Annotated in this window: 13 protein-coding genes; 7 read left to right on the forward strand and 6 right to left on the reverse strand. The window is 63.3% G+C overall.

All coding sequences use genetic code 11. From position 1 onward, the window contains the following. The first annotated feature begins 129 nt into the window (after positions 1 to 129). Positions 130 to 4,443, forward strand: coding sequence for a DEAD/DEAH box helicase (locus J3361_RS20620; protein WP_207966111.1), 4,314 nt, complete (start codon positions 130 to 132; stop codon positions 4,441 to 4,443). A gap of 134 nt (positions 4,444 to 4,577) precedes the next feature. On the opposite strand, the gene J3361_RS20625 is transcribed toward J3361_RS20620, so the two are convergent. After that, on the reverse strand, positions 4,578 to 6,662 hold the full coding sequence (locus J3361_RS20625; protein WP_207966112.1) for a mechanosensitive ion channel family protein: 2,085 nt from the start codon (positions 6,660 to 6,662) through the stop codon (positions 4,578 to 4,580). A 315-nt stretch (positions 6,663 to 6,977) separates the two neighbouring features. On the opposite strand from J3361_RS20625, the gene J3361_RS20630 reads away from it, so the two are divergent. The 4 genes from J3361_RS20630 to J3361_RS20645 are packed head-to-tail and all read left to right on the forward strand — an operon-like array spanning position 6,978 to position 11,002. Further along, entirely contained in the window at positions 6,978 to 7,904 is a 927-nt protein-coding gene (locus J3361_RS20630) for a DUF72 domain-containing protein (protein ID WP_207966113.1), read from the forward strand. Next, positions 7,901 to 8,713 (forward strand): endonuclease/exonuclease/phosphatase family protein, encoded by an 813-nt coding sequence (locus J3361_RS20635; protein ID WP_207966114.1) that lies wholly within the window; start codon positions 7,901 to 7,903, stop codon positions 8,711 to 8,713. The genes J3361_RS20630 and J3361_RS20635 overlap by 4 nt, the downstream gene beginning before the upstream one ends. Then, on the forward strand, positions 8,710 to 10,008 hold the full coding sequence (clsB, locus tag J3361_RS20640; RefSeq protein WP_207966115.1) for a cardiolipin synthase ClsB: 1,299 nt from the start codon (positions 8,710 to 8,712) through the stop codon (positions 10,006 to 10,008). Before J3361_RS20635 ends, clsB begins: the two co-directional genes overlap by 4 nt. Beyond that, positions 9,995 to 11,002, forward strand: coding sequence for a lysylphosphatidylglycerol synthase domain-containing protein (locus J3361_RS20645; protein WP_207966116.1), 1,008 nt, complete (start codon positions 9,995 to 9,997; stop codon positions 11,000 to 11,002). Before clsB ends, J3361_RS20645 begins: the two co-directional genes overlap by 14 nt. Before the next feature lie 138 nt (positions 11,003 to 11,140). Here the strand turns inward: J3361_RS20645 and J3361_RS20650 are convergent, their stop codons facing one another. The 3 genes from J3361_RS20650 to J3361_RS20660 form a co-directional block, all read right to left on the reverse strand. After that, positions 11,141 to 11,899: an alpha/beta fold hydrolase gene (locus J3361_RS20650; protein WP_207966117.1), complete on the reverse strand. Its 759-nt coding sequence runs from the start codon at positions 11,897 to 11,899 to the stop codon at positions 11,141 to 11,143. Next, positions 11,889 to 12,992 (reverse strand): DUF3182 family protein, encoded by a 1,104-nt coding sequence (locus tag J3361_RS20655; protein ID WP_207966118.1) that lies wholly within the window; start codon positions 12,990 to 12,992, stop codon positions 11,889 to 11,891. The genes J3361_RS20650 and J3361_RS20655 overlap by 11 nt, the downstream gene beginning before the upstream one ends. Positions 12,993 to 13,322: 330 nt before the next feature. After that, the gene (locus tag J3361_RS20660) at positions 13,323 to 14,318 is read right to left on the reverse strand and encodes a GlxA family transcriptional regulator (protein WP_207966119.1); all 996 of its coding nucleotides are present in this window, start codon (positions 14,316 to 14,318) and stop codon (positions 13,323 to 13,325) included. 98 nt (positions 14,319 to 14,416) lie between these two features. On the opposite strand from J3361_RS20660, the gene J3361_RS20665 reads away from it, so the two are divergent. Both J3361_RS20665 and J3361_RS20670 read left to right on the forward strand, forming a co-directional pair. Further along, positions 14,417 to 14,974 (forward strand): cysteine hydrolase family protein, encoded by a 558-nt coding sequence (locus J3361_RS20665; protein ID WP_207966120.1) that lies wholly within the window; start codon positions 14,417 to 14,419, stop codon positions 14,972 to 14,974. A 90-nt stretch (positions 14,975 to 15,064) separates the two neighbouring features. Continuing rightward, on the forward strand, positions 15,065 to 15,679 hold the full coding sequence (locus tag J3361_RS20670; RefSeq protein ID WP_207966121.1) for a hypothetical protein: 615 nt from the start codon (positions 15,065 to 15,067) through the stop codon (positions 15,677 to 15,679). 129 nt (positions 15,680 to 15,808) lie between these two features. Here J3361_RS20670 and J3361_RS20675 read toward each other — a convergent pair whose 3' ends face one another. After that, a complete protein-coding gene (locus J3361_RS20675; protein ID WP_092444796.1) occupies positions 15,809 to 16,327 on the reverse strand; it encodes a single-stranded DNA-binding protein in 519 nt (172 codons plus the stop codon). Positions 16,328 to 16,336: 9 nt separating this feature from the next. Then, positions 16,337 to 17,734, reverse strand: coding sequence for an MFS transporter (locus J3361_RS20680; protein ID WP_207966122.1), 1,398 nt, complete (start codon positions 17,732 to 17,734; stop codon positions 16,337 to 16,339). Positions 17,735 to 17,766 lie beyond the last annotated feature (32 nt).

The following is a 17,766-nucleotide window of genomic DNA, read 5'->3' on the forward strand; positions in this document are numbered from 1 at the left end:
CCACAGGGGATCTCAGGTACCCATGCTATCCCTGTGGGAGCGAGCCTGCTCGCGATGGCGGTCTGGCAGGCAATGAAGGTCTCAAGTGGTACTTGCATCTTCCCCACCCCACCCGCCTAAACTGCCTCCATGAATCTGCCCCTTGCAGCCAACCACGCCATGGCAGGCTTTCACCCCGCCGTTCGCGCCTGGTTCAACCAGACCTTCCCGGCGGTCACGGCCGCCCAGGCCCAGGCGTGGCCGTTGATCGGCCGGCGTCGCTCGGTGCTGGTCGCGGCGCCCACCGGCTCGGGCAAGACCCTGACGGCGTTTCTCGCCGTGCTCGATGACCTGGTGCACCGTGGCCTGGAACAAGGCGGCCTGCCGGACCAAACCCTGGTGGTCTATGTCTCGCCGCTCAAGGCGCTGAGCAACGACATCCAGATCAACCTGCAGAACCCCCTGGCCGGCATCACTGAACAGCTGCAGAAAATGGGCTTGCCGCCCTTGCCGATCACCACCGCCGTGCGCACCGGCGACACGCCGCAAAAAGACCGCTCGGCGATGCGCAAGACCGCGCCACACATCCTGGTGACCACGCCCGAATCGCTCTACGTGCTGCTCGGCTCCGACTCTGGCCGACAAATGCTCGCCAGCACCCGCACGGTGATCGTCGACGAAATCCACGCCATCGCCGCCAGCAAGCGCGGCAGCCACCTGGCCTTGAGCCTGGAGCGCCTGCAAGCCCTGTGCGCCGAACCGCTGATGCGCATCGGCCTGTCCGCCACGCAAAAGCCCATCGAAGCGGTGTCACGGTTTCTCGTCGGCGAAGGACGCGCCTGTGAAATCGTCGACATCGGCCACGCCCGCCCCCGCGATTTGGACATCGAGGTGCCACCGGTGCCGCTGTCGGCGGTGATGGCCAACGACGTGTGGGAACTGGTCTACAACCGCCTCGCCGAACTGGCCCGGGAACATCGCACCACCCTGGTGTTCGTCAACACCCGGCGCCTGGCCGAACGCCTCAGCCGACACCTGAGCGAACGCCTGGGCAAGGACGCCGTGGCCGCTCACCACGGCAGCCTGGCCAAGGAGTTTCGCCTCGACGCCGAACAACGCCTGAAACGCGGTGAACTGCAGGTACTGATCGCCACCGCGTCCCTGGAGCTGGGCATTGATATCGGCGATGTCGACCTGGTCTGCCAGATCGCCTCGCCCCGCTCGATCTCGGCGTTCCTGCAAAGGGTTGGACGCTCCGGCCACCAGGTCGGCGGCACGCCCAAGGGGCGCCTGTTCGCCACCACCCGCGACGACTTGATTGAATGTGCCGCCCTGCTCGACTGCGTGCGCCGAGGCGAACTGGACATCCTGCACATCCCCAAGGCACCGCTGGACGTGCTGGCCCAGCAGATCGTCGCCGAAGTCAGTTGCCAGGAATGGTCGGAACAGGCGCTGCTGGACACCTTCCGCCGCGCCTCGCCCTATGCGGATCTGGACGAAGGGCATTACCAGGCGCTGCTGCAGATGCTCGCCGAAGGTCTCAATGGCCGCCAGGGCGTGCGCAGCGCCTACCTGCACCGCGACGCCGTGACCCGGACCTTGCGCGGGCGCCGGGGCAGCAAACTGACGGCCGTGACCAGCGGCGGTACCATCCCGGACAATGCCGACTACAGCGTGTTGCTCGAACCCCAGGGATTGAACATTGGCAGCGTCAACGAAGACTTCGCGGTGGAGAGCATTGCCGGCGACGTGTTTCAACTGGGCAATACGTCGTATCGCATCATTCGCGTCGAGACCGGCCGCGTGCGGGTCGAGGACGCTCAGGGCCAACCGCCGACCATCCCGTTCTGGCTCGGCGAAGCCCCGGGGCGCAGCGCCGAATTGTCGTTCGCCGTGGCGCGCCTGCAAGCCCAGCTCGACCACCTGCTGGCCGCCACGCCGGGCCTCCTGCAACCGGCCCTCGACTGGCTGACCGGCACCTTGCGCCTGAACCTCGCCAGCGCCGAACAATTGGTCGATTACCTGGCCCCTGCGCGCCTGGCCTTCGGCGCCCTGCCGTCCCAGGACACGCTGCTGATGGAGCGGTTTTTCGACGAATCCGGCGGTACGCAACTGATCATCCACACGCCCTTCGGCAGCCGCATCAACCGCGCCTGGGGCCTGGCCTTGCGCAAGCGTTTCTGCCGCACCTTCAACTTCGAATTGCAGGCCGCCGCCAGCGAGGACGCCATCGTGCTCTCGCTGTCCACCAGCCACAGCTTCGAACTGGACGAAGTCTGGCGCTACCTCAACAGCCACAGCGCCGAGCAGATCCTGGTCCAGGCGGTGCTGGATGCGCCGCTCTTCGGCGTGCGCTGGCGCTGGAACGCTGGCGTGGCCCTGGCCTTGCCGCGCTACACCGGCGGGCGCAAAGTCGCCCCGCAAATCCAGCGGATGAAAAGTGAAGACTTGATTGCCAGCGTGTTCCCGGACCAGATCGCCTGCCTGGAAAACCTCGCCGGCGAGCGGGAAATCCCCGACCACCCGCTGGTGGAACAGACCCTCGACGATTGCCTGCACGAAGCCATGGACAGCGAAGGCTGGCTGGCGTTGTTACGGCGCATGGAAGCGGGCGAGGTGCGCCTGATCAGCCGCGACCTGCCGGCGCCTTCGCCCCTGGCGGCGGAAATCCTCAGCGCCCGCCCGTACACCTTTCTCGACGACGCGCCACTGGAAGAACGGCGGACCCAGGCGGTGATCAACCGGCGCTGGAGCGATCCACAAGCCACCGACGACCTGGGCGCGTTGGACGCCGAGGCCATCCAATCGGTCCGGGACGAGGCCTGGCCGACGCCGGCCAATCTCGATGAGATGCACGAAGCCTTGATGAGCCTGGCCGGCATCGCCGACAGCGAAGTCGATGCCCACACCCCCTGGCTGGATTGGTTGCAGGCATTGGCGGCCAGTGGGCGCGCCAGCCACCTGCAGATCAGCGCCGAGCGGGGTTTGTGGGTGCCGCTGGAACGATTGACCTGCTGGCAAGCCATTTATCCACAGGCCCGGTGGCAACCGGCACTCACACCGTTGGCCGGTTTCGATGAAGCCTGGGACAGTGACGAAGCCCTGGTGGAGGTGCTTCGCGCCCGCCTCAGTGCCTTTGGCCCGTTGCCGTTGAAGGCCATCGCTTACCCGTTGGGGTTGTCGACACCGCAGGTCACCCAGGCCCTGGCGCAGCTTGAGCAGCAAGGCTACGTACTGCGCGGTCGGTTCACCCCGGGCACCGGGCAGGAGGAATGGTGCGAGCGGCATTTGCTGGCGCGGATCCATCGCTACACGGTCAAGCGCCTGCGCCGGGAAATCGAGCCGGTGATGTTGCAGGACTTCATGCGGTTCCTGTTCGATTGGCAGCACCTGTCCTCGTCCACCCAGGGCCGGGGCAATGCCGTGCTGCCGTCGATCCTGAGCCAGTTCGAAGGCTACCCGGCCGCCGCGTCAGCCTGGGACAGCGACCTGTTGCCCGGGCGGATCAAGGATTATTCACCCAATTGGCTCGATGAACTGTGCCGCAGCGGCAAATGGGTATGGACACGCCTGAGCGCGCGCCAGAAACCGTCTGCCAGTGCCCTGCGCAGTACGCCGGTGGTGTTGCTGCCGCGCAGTCAGGCGGCGTTGTGGAGCAGCCTGGCCGGGCAAACGGCCTTGGATGAACTGTCGCCCAAGGCGCAAAAAGTCCATCAGGCCCTCAGCGAGCATGGCGCGCTGTTTTTCGATGAGCTCGCCCACGAAGTCCACCTGCTGCGCAGCGAACTGGAAATCGCCTTGCAGGAGCTGGTGGGCGCCGGGTTGGTGAATGCCGACAGCTTCGCCGGCTTGCGCGCCCTGATCACCCCGGCCAGCAAACGCCAGGCCCGTAGCAGCCGGCGCGGGCGCGGCGCGTTTGTCGGCGGCATGGACGATGCCGGACGCTGGGCCTTGTTGCGCCGCAGCCCACCCGCCCCCGTAGAGGGCAACCGCCCCGCGCCCACCGCGCCGGAAACCCTGGAACACATCGCCATGACCTTGCTGCGCCGTTACGGCGTGGTGTTCTGGCGCTTGCTGGAGCGGGAGGCCGACTGGCTGCCAAGCTGGCGCGAGCTATTGCGCACGTTTCATCGCCTGGAGGCGCGGGGCGAGATTCGTGGCGGGCGTTTTGTCAGCGGCCTGGCGGGCGAACAATTCGCCCTGCCCGAAGCCATCCCGCTGCTACGCGAAACCCGCCGCCGCCCCACCGACGGTAGCCTGGTGGCGGTGTGCGGGGTCGATCCGCTGAACCTGGCCGGCACCTTGCTGCTGGGGGCAAAAGTGCCGGCGCTGGCGAGTAATCGGCTGGTTTACCGGGATGGGTTGCCGGTGGCGGCGCAGATTGCCGGCAAGCAGCAGCTTTGGGTGGAGTTGGATGCTCAAGGGATGGCGGAGGTCAGGAGCAAGCTCATCCAGAAAGTTTAAGGGTGTCTGGGCTGTCCCCTTCGCGAGCAGGCTCGCTCCCACATTTGATCGCATTCTTTCTGAAGGAACTCGGTCAACTGTGGGAGCGAGCCTGCTCGCGATGAGGCCGGCAGATCACCACAAAACCTCATCAACTATTGAGATTGATCAGGCACCTCTTCCCCCGCCTTCGGCTCCTCGGCCAACCGCTTCGGCAACACCACCTGCTGTGGATAAGTCTGCGCAAAATGCACCGCCGGGTGGTTATCCACAAGCTTCTTCAACTGCTGGTTGAACGCCCGGCTCACCGCATACTGCCCACCCGACACGGTGCGGAACTGCGCGGTGAGCACCACGCCGTTGAGGTCCATCTTATCCACGCCGAACACATCCAGCGGCCCTTGCAGATTGAACTTGAGGAACGGGTCTTCGCTAATCGAACGCCCCGCTTCGCGAATCAACTCGATGGCCTCGTCCACGTCGCTGTCATAAGTGAACTGCACGGAGAAGAACGCAAAGGCGAATTGCCGGGACTGGTTGGTCACCGCCTTGATCTGGCCGAAGGGCACCGAGTGCACGAAACCCTTGCCATCGCGCAGACGCAGGGTGCGGATGGTCAGGCCTTCGACGGTGCCCGCGTGGCCGGAGCTGAGCACCACCCAGTCGCCGATGGACAGTGTGTCTTCGATGATGATGAACAGCCCGGTGATGACGTCCTGCACCAGTTGCTGGGAACCGAAACCGATCGCCAGCCCCACCACCCCGGCCCCGGCCAGCAACGGTGCGACGTTGATGCCCAGGTTGGCCATGGTGGTGATTGCGCAGATCACCACCAGGATGATTTTCGCCGCGTTGCGCAACAGCGGCAGGATGGTCTTGACCCGGGTGCTGGGCTGGCGAGCGCCGCGCTTGTTCAGCGGCGGCTTCAAGGCTTCCTGGATCGCCGTGTCGAGCACCACCCAGGTGAGCCAGGTCATCAGGAAGATCAGGCCGATGCGGCTCAAGGAATCGCTGATCGCCCGGCCGATGGCATTGCGCGAGGCGAACTCGAACAGGGAAATCCCCCAGATCCGTCCGAGAATTTCAATGAACGCCACCGCCATGACGATGCGTAGCAAGGCGTGCAGCAGACTTAGCAAACGGCCCTTGTAGGCACTGTCGCGCTGGATGGCTTCGGCCTTAGGCGACTTGAAGACATGTTGGAACACGGTGCTGAGGAACACCGTGGCGATCAGCAGGATGGTGGTGAACAAGGCGCAACGCAGGGCTTTCTGGTTGTCTTCGCCGACACCGATCAGGCTCACCGCCGACACCAGCACCATCAGCAGGATCGGCCAGTACCAGAGCCCGGAGAAAATCCGCAGCGACTCCTGCAAGGCCGGTTGTTTCAAGCGCTGGGCCAGCGGGCGGTTGCGGATCAGGTGCGCCACCGGCCGGCGCATGTGAATCACCAGCCAGCCAAAGATCATCGACGCCGACAACCCGGTGAACACCGCGACGCTACTGGTGATGTTGCCACCCAGTTGCCGGGCGATCTGCGGGCTGGTCAGGGCATCGCTGAGGGCGGCGAGAAAGCCGATCAGGAACAACGGCCGCGGGCTGAAACGCCGAATCATCGCCACCGCCCGGCGCTTGTGCCCGGCGTTGAACATCACGATCACGCAGAGCAACACCGACGTGGAGAAAATACCGCTGCTGGTGGCATAGGCAAAGCACAGCGCCAGGGCACGACCGACCGAGACTTGCAGAAAGTGGCTGACGTAGAGGGTCAGCGGCAGGCAGGCCACCGCCGGCAAGGTATAGGGCAACACATAACCGAGCAGGTCGTGCACGCGCTGGCGGGTACGCCACCAACGGCGCCGACCGAGACGCCGCACCAGCAATCGCGCGCCGGCCCACAGCAGCGCAAACGCCCCCAGCCACACCCCGGAGAGCAAGAGGAAATCCCCCGCCACGCGCCAGGATGAACGGGACGTCTGATCCACCAGCCGATCCACCTCGTCCGCCGCCCGATCCGCCCGCAGACGCCAGGCATCCACCAGGCTCTGGTTGAGGTCGAGTTTGTCTTGGACGTCGTCGATGCTCGAACTGATGGCCCCCAACAGACCGCCCTGGACCAGCGGCGCGGGTTCGGCGGGCGGTTCATCGGGCTTGGCGGTGCCGGGGACCGCGGCGGTCCCGTAGGCGCTGGTGCCGGTCATCGCCAACAACAGCAGCAATACAGTGCTCAATCGAGACAAAACGCGTGGCTCCTTTGCACGGGGCGGTAAGGAACTGATCAATATTGGGCGAGCAAGTTCGCTCGAAAGGCCAATACAACCTCCTGTGACAAGGGATTTATGTGTGGGAGCAAGGCTTGCCCGCGATGCAGGCGCCTCAATCTCTGAAAGACCGCAGTGCGTGCATCGCGGGCAAGCCTTGCTCCCACATAAATCCCCTCGCCACAGTGCTTCACCGTCTGCTCCACCGTCGGTAAGACCATCGAAACTTTCCAGCTCGCGCGGCGGTCATCAAAAGACACAGGCGGTACGAGGTCATTGGCACGGGAGGGATACATGACGGCGATCCACATTGGTATTTCCGGCTGGCGCTACACGCCTTGGCGGGGGGATTTCTACCCCAAGGGGCTGACCCAGAAACGGGAATTGCAATTCGCCTCGCGAGCGGTCAACAGTATCGAAATCAATGGATCGTTCTACGCCCTGCAACGCCCCGAACGGTATGCCCAGTGGTATGCCGAGACGCCGCCCGGCTTCGTGTTCAGCGTCAAGGCGCCGCGTTTCATCACCCACATCAAACGCCTGCGGGACATTCGCAAACCTTTGGCCAACTTCTTCGCCTCCGGTGTGCTGGAGCTCAAGGAAAAACTGGGGGCGATCCTCTGGCAGTTCCCGCCCAGCTTCAAATTCGACCCTGAACTGTTCGAGGACTTTCTCAAGCAACTGCCCCACGACACCGAAGGCGCCGCCGCCCTGGCCCGAGAGCACGAGCCGCGCCTGGACGGCCACGCCAGCACCGAGACGGATAAGAAACGCCCACTGCGCCACGCCGTGGAGATCCGCCATGAGAGCTTCATCGACCCGCACTTCGTCACGTTGCTCAAGCGCTACGACGTGGCCCTGGTGATCGCCGACACCGCCGGTAAATGGCCCTATCGCGAAGACGTCACCAGCGATTTTGTCTACTTGCGCCTGCACGGTGCCGAGGAACTGTATGCCAGCGGCTACACCGACGCGGCGTTGAAGCGCTGGGGCGACCGGATCGAGGCCTGGAGCCACGGCAAGCAGCCGAGCGACGCGCACCTGATCGACCCGGACAAGAAACCCCGGGCACGCAAGAGCCGGGAAGTGTTTTGCTATTTCGATAACGACATCAAAGTCCGCGCGCCCTACGACGCACGTCATCTGCTGGAGCGCTTCCATCTGGACAAGGACCTCGCCACCGCGCCCGGCGAGCGACCGGCCGAAGGGGTACTGCCATGAACCGTCCAGAACACAGCGAAGCGACCCACGAGCCGACTCAACAACGGCCCCACGATCTCGACCAAGTCAGCCGTTTCACCGTACTGACGGTCAATACCCACAAGGGTTTCACCGCCCTGAACCGACGCTTCATCCTGCCCGAGCTGCGCGAAGCGGTGCGCAGTGTCTCCGCCGACGTGGTGTTCCTGCAGGAAGTCCACGGCACCCACGAGCATCATCCCCAGCGCTACAGCAACTGGCCGAGCATGCCGCAGTACGAGTTCCTCGCCGACACTCTCTGGCCGCAGTTCGCTTACGGACGCAATGCGGTGTACCCGGCGGGCGATCACGGTAATGCGCTGCTGTCGAAATTCCAGATCATTCACCATGACAACCTCGACGTGTCCATCAGCGGCCACGAAAACCGCGGCATGCTCCACAGCGTGCTGCGCCTGCCGGGCGGCAAAGGGCAGGAGGTGCATGCCATTTGCGTGCACCTGGGGTTACGCGAAGGCCATCGCGTCGAGCAATTGAAACTGCTTTGCCAGCGCCTGAGCGAATTGCCGTCCGACGCGCCGGTGATTGTCGCCGGGGACTTCAACGACTGGCGCGGCAAGGCCAACGACCTGCTCCAACCCTGCGGCCTGCGGGAGGTGTTCGCCGAACAATGGGGCAAACCGGCCCGCAGCTTTCCCGCACGGCTGCCGATCCTGCGCCTGGACCGCATCTACGTGCGCAACCTCAAGGCCCATCACGCCAAGGTATTGAATGTACGCCCCTGGTCGCACCTTTCCGACCACGCACCGCTGTCGGTGGAGATCGAATTATGAGCGCGACGATGAACAAGGCGACGGTGGAAAAGATCGAGGTACCGCCAACCGAACGCAACCCGGCGTTGGCCGACATCGAATACGGCTGGCACGGCAACAACCGCGTTGTCCTGCTGGAAAATGGCGAGGAATATTTTCCACGGGTGTTCGAGGCGATTCGTCGGGCCCAGGAAGAAATCCTCCTTGAGACCTTCATTCTGTTCGAGGACAAAGTCGGCTTTGAACTGCGGGATCTACTGGTGGAGGCGGCCCGACGCGGCGTGCGGATTACCGTCAACCTTGACGGCTTCGGCTGCGGCGAGCTGACCACCGAGTTCCTGGCGTCGTTGAGCGACGCCGGGGTGCGCTTGCAGATGTTCGACCCGGCCCCCCGGCACTTGGGGATCCGCACCAACTGGTTCCGCCGGCTGCACCGCAAGATCGTGGTGGTGGACGGGGTGATCGCGTTTATCGGCGGGATCAACTTTTCAGCCGACCACCTGGGGGATTTCGGCCCCGAGGCCAAGCAGGATTATTCCGTGGAGGTCAAAGGCCCGGCAGTGGTGGATATCCATCACTTCGCGCTGTTGCAGAGCGGCCGGCCCGCCCGGGCCAAGTATTGGTGGCAACGCCGCCGCAGCCGGCGCAACGAGCTGGCGTTCAGCGACCACGACGGCCAGGTGCGCCTGGTCTACCGGGATAACCACGAGCATCAGACCGACATCGAAGAGGTCTACCTGCAAGTGCTGCGCAGCGCCCAGCGCCGCGTCGTGATCGCCAACGCCTATTTCTTCCCGGGCTACCGGTTGCTGCGCGAGATCCGCAACGCCGCCCGGCGCGGTGTGGAAGTGCGGCTGATCCTGCAAGGGCAGCCGGACATGATGATCGCCAAGCTCGCGGCGCGGATGCTTTATGACTATCTGCTCAAGGCTGGCGTGACAATTTACGAATATTGCGAGCGACCGCTGCACGGCAAGGTCGCCCTGGTGGATGAGGATTGGAGCACCGTCGGCTCAAGCAACCTCGACCCGTTGAGCCTGTCGCTGAACCTGGAAGCCAACGTGCTGATCCGCGACCGGGCGTTCAACCGCGAGCTGTTCGAGCGCCTTGATCACCTGAGCCGCGAACACTGCACCGCCATGCCCGAAAACCATGCGCCGCGGGGCCTGCTGTGGCGCATGACCATCGGTTTCATGGTGTTCCACTTTCTGCGCCATTTCCCGGCCTGGGCCGGCTGGTTGCCAGCCCATAAACCGCGTCTGAAACCTTTTTCACCGCCAACGGCGGTCCGGAGCGAACCCCATGAACCACTCTGAAGCGCACACCGCGCCGAGGGATGCCCATGCGCCGGAACAGGCCAAGCCCAAATCCCGCTGGAGCCGCTGGAAACGCCCGCTGACCCTGGCGTTTTTCCTCCTGCTGATCGTGCTGTTCACGGCTCTGGCGCGGCGTATCGACTGGTCCGAAGTGTTCGCCACGCTGGCTGATTTCAAGGTGCGCACCTTGATCATCGCCGCCGCGCTGACCATCACAAGTTTCATCACCTATGCCTGCTTCGATCTGATCGGCCGCACCTACATCCGTCAGAAACTTGGTTGGCGGCAGATCCTGCCGGTGGGGGTGATCAGCTACGCCTTCAACCTCAACCTCAGCGCCTGGGTCGGCGGCATCGCCATGCGCTATCGGCTGTATTCGCGGCTGGGGGTCAGCAGCGGGAACATCGCCAAGATCCTCGGCCTGAGCCTGGCCACCAATTGGTTCGGCTACATGACCCTGGCCGGGGTGGTGTTCAGCAGCGGCCTGGTGACGATGCCGCCGGGCTGGAAACTCAGCAGCACGGCACTGCAAGGCGTGGGCGTGCTGTTATTGCTGGCAAGTGCCGGGTACCTAGCGGCCTGTCGGTTTTCCAAGCGTCGGGCCTGGACCGTGCGCGGCATGGAAATCAACCTGCCGTCGCCACGCATGGCGGTGCTGCAACTGGCCTTGGGCGCGCTGAACTGGTCGCTGATGGCGGCGGTGATCTTCACGTTGCTGCCCAGCAAACTGGATTACCCGGTGGTACTCGGGGTGTTACTGATCAGCAGCATTGCCGGGGTTATCACCCATATTCCGGCGGGGCTTGGGGTGTTGGAGGCGGTGTTCGTTGCATTGCTGCAACATGAGGTGTCGCGGGGCAGCCTGCTGGCGGGGCTGATCGCCTACCGGGCGATCTACTTCATCCTGCCGTTGCTGATTACCGTGGTGATGTATTTGGTGATCGAAGCGAAGGCCAAGGCGTTGCGGGTCAAGCCTGGGCTCAAGCCCAAGTGACGGGTTGCCCGTGACGGCCTCATCGCGAGCAGGCTCGCTCCCACATTGGAGCTGTTGTGAACACACATATTTCGACCGCTACACATTTCCTGTGGGAGCGAGCCTGCTCGCGATGAGGCCCGCCTGGACACCGCACATCTACCGCGCCTGAATAATGCTCAACCGCTCTCCCACCACCATTTCCGTGATCCAGTCCACCAGGATCGAGGTGTAGGCCTGTTGTGACACGGGGTCGCTCAAGGCATGGTCGGCGCCGTCGATGATCCGGTGCGTCAACGAATGGGTCTGCTGGCACGCCGCCCGGTAACTCATGATCGTGGCATGGGGCACGTAGGTATCGGTCTCGGATTCCACCAACAACACATCGCCGGTGAACTGCGAGCACGCATGCAAGGCGCGATTGGTGCTGGCGTGCACCAGGGTGCTGCGGTAATCCAGCAGGTCGGTCTTGTCCAAGTCACGCTTGGGCGTGTGCCATTGCTCGTCGCGGTACAGCGCCGGCACCCGCAGGGCCAACCAGCGCACCGGACGCAACGACGTCAGGATCGAGGCCAGGTAACCGCCATAACTGGTGCCCACCACGGCAATCGCCGAAGTGTCCAAGCCCGGATGGGCGAGCAAGCGGTCATATGCCGCCAACAGATCCCGCAGGTTGTCCTCGCGGGTGACCCGCGACAAAGGAATCCCCGCCCCGCCGGTGTGCCCGCGCAAGTCGAAGGTCAGGCACACACAACCGAGGCCGGCGATGCCTTTGGCCCGTTCCAGGTCCCGCTCCTGGCTGCCGCCCCAGCCGTGCACGAACAACACACCGGGGACCTTCGATTTGGGGCTGAGGAAGGTCCCGTTCATATGCTCATCGTCAATTGCAATCTGGATCGTTTCGCTTCTAGCCGTCATAGGATTGAACCGTTACGTATTTGAGTAGGAAATCACCATTTTCCGCCGCGCCGCGATACACCTCCCTGGCGCCGGCTGGCAGCGATTGGTCGAGGTAGGTCTCCACCGAGGACACTCGCACCGCGCTGGTTTCAGGCGTTTCGACGAAGACCTGCAATGCCGCCAGTTCGGCGCTGCTCGCCCCGCCCATGCGCCAGGATTGTTCCAGCACACCGCCACGGGGCTGGCCCGCGCTATCCAGGCCTTGGGCGATGTCGTAGTTGCGCCGCGACGCAAAAAAGCTCGGGTAGGCCTGGTTGGCGGCGTCATCGAACACTTGTGCCAGACGCACCGCCTCGCGCACATCGTCGGGCAGTTCGAGCCTGAGCAACTCGATATAGCCGCCCTGCACCACCAGCAGGTCCGACCCGCCGTACACTTCCAGCCCTTGGCTGTCATGGGTCAGGTGCTGCACACCGCAATAGCTCATGACCTTGCCGTTGATGAAGCTCTGGCCGACGCTCTGGGTCTTGACCTCGTTGAGGTGCTGTTCCAGCACCACCCCTTCGCGAAACAGCGCCTGGGCGTCAGGATCGGCGACGATTTCATCGAACTGCGCCAGGCTCTTGATCAGCCGTTGGCCACGCCCGGCACAGGCATGGATCGGCTTGAGGCGGATCGGCCCGGTGTACAGCAAATGCTCGGCGGCCGGGCGCGCATCCTTGAGCGCAAACACCGTCACACCATCAAGCACCGCGCCGCGGGTGAGCTTGGCAAACAGGGGCGACCAGCCTTTGGGCGCCACGGCGTCCTTATTCAACAGACCGTGGGTGATCGCCTTGGTGCAGATAAAATCATGCTCGACGTACCCACCCCACAAGTCCTCGGGCCCCTTCACGCCCAGGCGCATCGCGGCTTCGGTGCCGATCAGGGTTTGCGTGGGCAACAGATAGAGATCATGGCCGGCCTGGGGATCATGACTATTGCCGCACTCCCACCCCAGGATCTGCGCCAGCCATTGGGCCAGCGCGCGATTGGTCTCGACTTCATGGCGCGGCGCTTGTGGATTGACCGAATAGGCCACGACCCGTTTGTTGCGATTGATTGATGTCATGCGGTGCCCTTTTTCCTGCGCTCGATGGCTTTAGACAAGGGAAGGTGCAGAGATCAGGCCAACGGTGGCATGGGCGATGAGGGTCAGCCAAGCGGGCGCATTGTGCGCAGTTGATAGCACCGGGCCTGTTTCATTCTGCACGACAGACGGCAGGCGTCCGGCAAATTGCACGATGCCCAGCAGCAGATGCAGCCTCCTGTGGCAAAGGAGGTCTATGTGGGAGCAAGGCTTGCCCGCGATGAAGGCGCTGCGGTCTTTTCAGAAATCGAGGTGCCTCCATCGCGGGCAAGCCTTGCTCCCACAAATCCCCTCGCCACAAAGGGTTCAGCGTCAGGCTTTGGGAGTGCTCGGCGAGCTCACTCCGAATCTCGCCCGGTAATCGCTCGGCGCCAATCCAGTGATTTTCCGGAACGTCGCGCGAAAGGCACTGGGGTCCTGGTAGCCGACGGTCCAAGCGATGTGGTCAATGGTGCCATTGGTGAACTCCAGCATTTCCCGGGCCTTGCCCACCCGCAGGTGCTGGCAGTATTCGGTGGGTTTGAGCCCCGTGGCGGCACGGAAGCGGCGCAGGAAGGTGCGCTCTTCCAGCCCGGCCCGCTCGGCCATTGCGCCGAGGGAAACCTCCACCGCGCCGTTGCTCTGCAACCAATGCTGGACTTTGAGAATCGCCCCGTCGCCATGCCCGAGGATGGGCGCGAAGTTACTGCCGCACTGGCTCGCGCTGTCGCTGTGTTCGATCACCAGGAATTGCGCCGTGCGCGTAGCGATGCTGGGCCCGAGCAGGCGGTCCACCAGGCGCAGCCCCAGTTCCGACCAGGCCATCAGCCCGGCGGTGGTGATCAGGTCGCCGTCGTCGACGATGGGTTTGTCGGCGTTGAGCTTGATCTTCGGATAACGGGCCGCGAAATCCTTGGCTGAGGTCCAATGGGTAGTGGCGCTGCGCCCATCAAGCAGGCCGCTTTCAGCCAACAAGATCGAGCCGACACACACTCCGCCCAGTACCGTGCCGCCCGCATGCTGCGCTCGCAGCCACTCCAGCAGTATTGGCGTTGCCAGGTCGTTATCGAAGCCGGCGATGGACGGCGGAATCAGCAACGCCACCAACGGGCCCGCCGGGCCGGTTTCGCTGTCGAACACGCGCCGTGGGGCCTCGTCGCTGTCGGTCTGCCAGTGACTGACCCGCAGCCGCGGCAATTGTGCACTGGCCTGCTCGGCCGCGATCCGCTGGGCCACGGCGAACAGATCAGTCAAGCCATGCACCGCCGCCATTTGCGCGCCGGGGTAGATGAGCACCCCAAGCTCGGCGATTGCCCTTTGCTGCGTCATTGTCAGTTTTCCCTCGCTTATTGTCGTTACGGCCAATCCTCGCCCCAGCGGTAAACGCCAATACTGGCGCCCTACCCAACCTGATCAAGGAAGCCCTCATGTCCAAGCAAGCGCTCATCGTAGTCGATATCCAGAACGACTACTTCCCCCAGGGAAAATGGCCACTGGTCGGTGCCGACGCCGCCGCCGATAACGCCGCCCGGTTGATCGCAGCCTTTCGCCAGGCCGGCGACAGCGTGGTGCATATCCGCCACGAATTCACATCCGACGACGCGCCCTTCTTCACCCCAGGCTCCGAAGGCGCACAGTTGCACCCCAAGGTACTCAACCACGCCGACGAACCGGTGGTACTCAAGCACTTCGTCAATTCATTTCGCGAAACCGAACTGCAAGCCCTCCTCGAACAGCATGGCGTCGAGCAACTGGTGGTGGTCGGCAGCATGAGCCACATGTGCGTCGATGGCGTCGTGCGGGCGGCGGCGGACCTGGGCTATGGCGTCACAGTCATCCACGATGCCTGCGCGACCCTTGACCTGGAATTCAACGGTGTCTTCGTCCCGGCCGCCCAGGTGCATGCGGCGTTCATGGCGGCGCTGGGTTTTGCCTATGCGAATGTGGTGAGCACCGAGCAATTTCTGAGCGATAGCCAGGTGTAGGTGCAGCCATAAACAGCAAGCGGAAATGACTAGGCGTGTGCGAGTTGTTACGACGAGAATGGCCGGGTATTTTTCCCAAGAGCCAGCCGCATGAAACGCAGACACCCGCCGCGCCTGGTCGTATCCCTCTTCCCGATCGCTACCTCAGCGCCACGGCACCCGCCCACGTGGGATTGCTCAAGCGACGTATCCAGGCCGGGATTCCTGGGGACCATGATTTACACTGCGGGAATGTTGCTGGCCCTGCCCGTCTACTGGCTGGCAGTGTTTACCCTGATGCTGTTCAAGGTCGAAGGCCTGTCGCCCACGCACAAGACGATTATCATGAACCCGCTGGTCATCGCGCTCATGTTCATCAGCGCATTCGCGGCCGTCTGCGTGATCAACTGGCTGGCCTCCGGGCCCAAGGTGCTTGGCTTCTGCTTCGACGAACGCCAGCAACGCCTCACCTTCACCCAGCGCCGCCCTGCCCGGCAAACCACTGAAGAATGCGTGCCGTACAGCGATATCCACTCCATCAGACCCTACATAACGACCGCTTCCGCCAACTTTTGTCACTTTGTGGTGTGCTTCGCAGGGGCCAATGGCAAGCTGATCGAACTTCGGTTTTCGGATGTAACGGTGCGGGACATGGCGTTCCATGCCGAGTGGTTGAGGCAATCGATTGGCGAGAGGATGCAGGAAGTATTGGATCTGGATTTGTGAGCATGACCGGGATTGCCGGGTGTCCTCAAGTCATGAACCTGGCCTGCGCCAAACAAAGAAAAAGCCCCAAGGGCAGAGTGCGCTTGGGGCCTTTTTTCAAACTACTGGCTGAGTAATCTCAACCCGCAATCAGAACGGAATATCGTCATCAAAGCTGTCGAAATCCGGAGCCGGCTGCGGCGCGGCCTGTTGTGGGGCCGGGCGTTCGCGTTGTGGCTGTGGAGCCGACTGCTGCGGACGAGGGGCCTGCTGACGTGGAGCCGACTGCTGGTAGTTGTTGCCACCTTGCTGCTGGTCGCCCTGTGGACGGCCGCCGAGCAATTGCATGGTGCCTTGCATGTCGACCACGATTTCGGTGGTGTAGCGCTTGATGCCGTCTTTTTCCCACTCGCGGGTCTGCAACTTGCCTTCGATGTACACCTGCGAACCCTTGCGCAGGTATTCTCCGGCAATCTCGGCCACCTTGCCGAACATCGACACGCGGTGCCATTCGGTCTTCTCGACCTTCTGGCCGGTCTGCTTGTCGGTCCACTGTTCGCTGGTCGCCAGACTCAGGTTCGTCACGGCGTTGCCGTTCGGCAGGTAGCGAACTTCGGGATCCTGGCCGCAAGTACCGACCAATATGACTTTGTTAACCCCACGGGCCATAACGTTCTCCTAGGCTTCGCACGTAGTCGGGGCCGGGTTGTTCACCAGGCGCTCGAGCGTCGCGCGATCCAATAATTCGGTGTCCAGTTTGATATATACGGCCGCCTCGTCGGCGACCACCACTGCATCGGTTACTCCAACGACGGCCTTCAGACGCTCGGTCAGGCCAGCCTCACGAATCGCCTCGGGCGATAAGGGCAAGCGCAGGCTCGTCACATAGGGAGGTTCGCGCATGGTAACAGCAAAGGCTAACCAAAGTGCAGCCAGCGCGGCGCATCCCAGGAACACAACCGACAAACCGCCATGCTGGAACAACCAGCCGCCGAGGATCCCGCCCAACGCCGAACCGAGGAACTGGCTGGTGGAGTAGACCCCCATCGCCGTGCCCTTGCCGCCCGCCGGTGAAACCTTGCTGATCAGCGACGGCAGCGATGCTTCCAGCAGATTGAACGCGGTGAAGAACACCACCGTGCCGATCACCAGGGCGCGCAAGCTATCGCCGAACTGCCAGAAGAATAGCTCAGTGAGCATCAGCGTCACGACGGCGCCGAGCAAAACTCGTTTCATTTTGCGTCGTTTCTCGCCATAGATGATGAAGGGAATCATGGCGAAGAACGAAATCACCAGCGCGGTCAGGTAGACCCACCAGTGCTGTTCCTTGGGCAGGCCGGCCTTCTCCACCAGGGCCAGCGGCAAGGCGACGAAGCTGGACATCAGCATGGCGTGGAGCACGAAGATGCCCAGGTCCAGGCGCAACAGGTCCGGGTGCTTGAGCGTCGGGATCAGTGCCTGGCGCGCTACCCCGGACTCGCGGTGCTGCAACGGCCCGGTGGCGCGCGGCACCATGAACGCCACGATCAGGATCCCCACCAGCGCCATGGCGCCGGTCGCCAGGAACAGGCCCGACAAGCCAAAAGCACGGGTCAGCAAAGGACCGACCACCATCGCCACGGCGAACGACAGACCAATGGTCATGCCGATCATGGCCATGGCCTTGGTGCGATGTTGTTCGCGGGTCAAGTCTGACAGCAGGGCCATGACGGCCGCGGAAATAGCCCCGGCGCCTTGTAGGATACGTCCGGCGATCACGCCCCAGATCGAGTCGGCATTGGCCGCCAGCACGCTGCCGAGGGCGAAGACGATCAGCCCAAGGTAGATGACCGGGCGCCGGCCGATGCGGTCGGAAATGATCCCGAACGGGATCTGGAAGATCGCCTGGGTCAGGCCATAGGCGCCAATCGCCAAGCCGATGAGGGCCGGGGTCGCGCCCGCCAGGTCCATGCCATAGGTCGCCAGCACCGGCAACACCATGAACATGCCCAGCATACGAAAGGCGAACACCAGGGCCAGACCGCTTGCTGCGCGTGTCTCGCCACGACTCATGCGTTCGCTTTGGGGATCTTGCATGGAAAAACCTCATGTGAACCGGCGGCGATTCT

It is taken from the genome of Pseudomonas sp. OA65 (genome assembly GCF_017498305.1).
Classification (GTDB): domain Bacteria; phylum Pseudomonadota; class Gammaproteobacteria; order Pseudomonadales; family Pseudomonadaceae; genus Aquipseudomonas; species Aquipseudomonas zanjanensis.

Excerpts from the sequence above, each read along its gene's own strand:
- J3361_RS20620 (WP_207966111.1), top strand. The coding sequence starts at position 130 with ATGAATCTGCCCCTTGCAGCCAACCACGCCATGGCAGGCTTTCACCCC.
- J3361_RS20630 (WP_207966113.1), top strand. The coding sequence starts at position 6,978 with ATGACGGCGATCCACATTGGTATTTCCGGCTGGCGCTACACGCCTTGG.
- J3361_RS20635 (WP_207966114.1), top strand. The coding sequence starts at position 7,901 with ATGAACCGTCCAGAACACAGCGAAGCGACCCACGAGCCGACTCAACAA.
- clsB (WP_207966115.1), top strand. The coding sequence starts at position 8,710 with ATGAGCGCGACGATGAACAAGGCGACGGTGGAAAAGATCGAGGTACCG.
- J3361_RS20645 (WP_207966116.1), top strand. The coding sequence starts at position 9,995 with ATGAACCACTCTGAAGCGCACACCGCGCCGAGGGATGCCCATGCGCCG.
- J3361_RS20650 (WP_207966117.1), bottom strand. The coding sequence starts at position 11,899 with ATGACGGCTAGAAGCGAAACGATCCAGATTGCAATTGACGATGAGCAT.
- J3361_RS20655 (WP_207966118.1), bottom strand. The coding sequence starts at position 12,992 with ATGACATCAATCAATCGCAACAAACGGGTCGTGGCCTATTCGGTCAAT.
- J3361_RS20660 (WP_207966119.1), bottom strand. The coding sequence starts at position 14,318 with ATGACGCAGCAAAGGGCAATCGCCGAGCTTGGGGTGCTCATCTACCCC.
- J3361_RS20665 (WP_207966120.1), top strand. The coding sequence starts at position 14,417 with ATGTCCAAGCAAGCGCTCATCGTAGTCGATATCCAGAACGACTACTTC.
- J3361_RS20670 (WP_207966121.1), top strand. The coding sequence starts at position 15,065 with ATGAAACGCAGACACCCGCCGCGCCTGGTCGTATCCCTCTTCCCGATC.
- J3361_RS20675 (WP_092444796.1), bottom strand. The coding sequence starts at position 16,327 with ATGGCCCGTGGGGTTAACAAAGTCATATTGGTCGGTACTTGCGGCCAG.
- J3361_RS20680 (WP_207966122.1), bottom strand. The coding sequence starts at position 17,734 with ATGCAAGATCCCCAAAGCGAACGCATGAGTCGTGGCGAGACACGCGCA.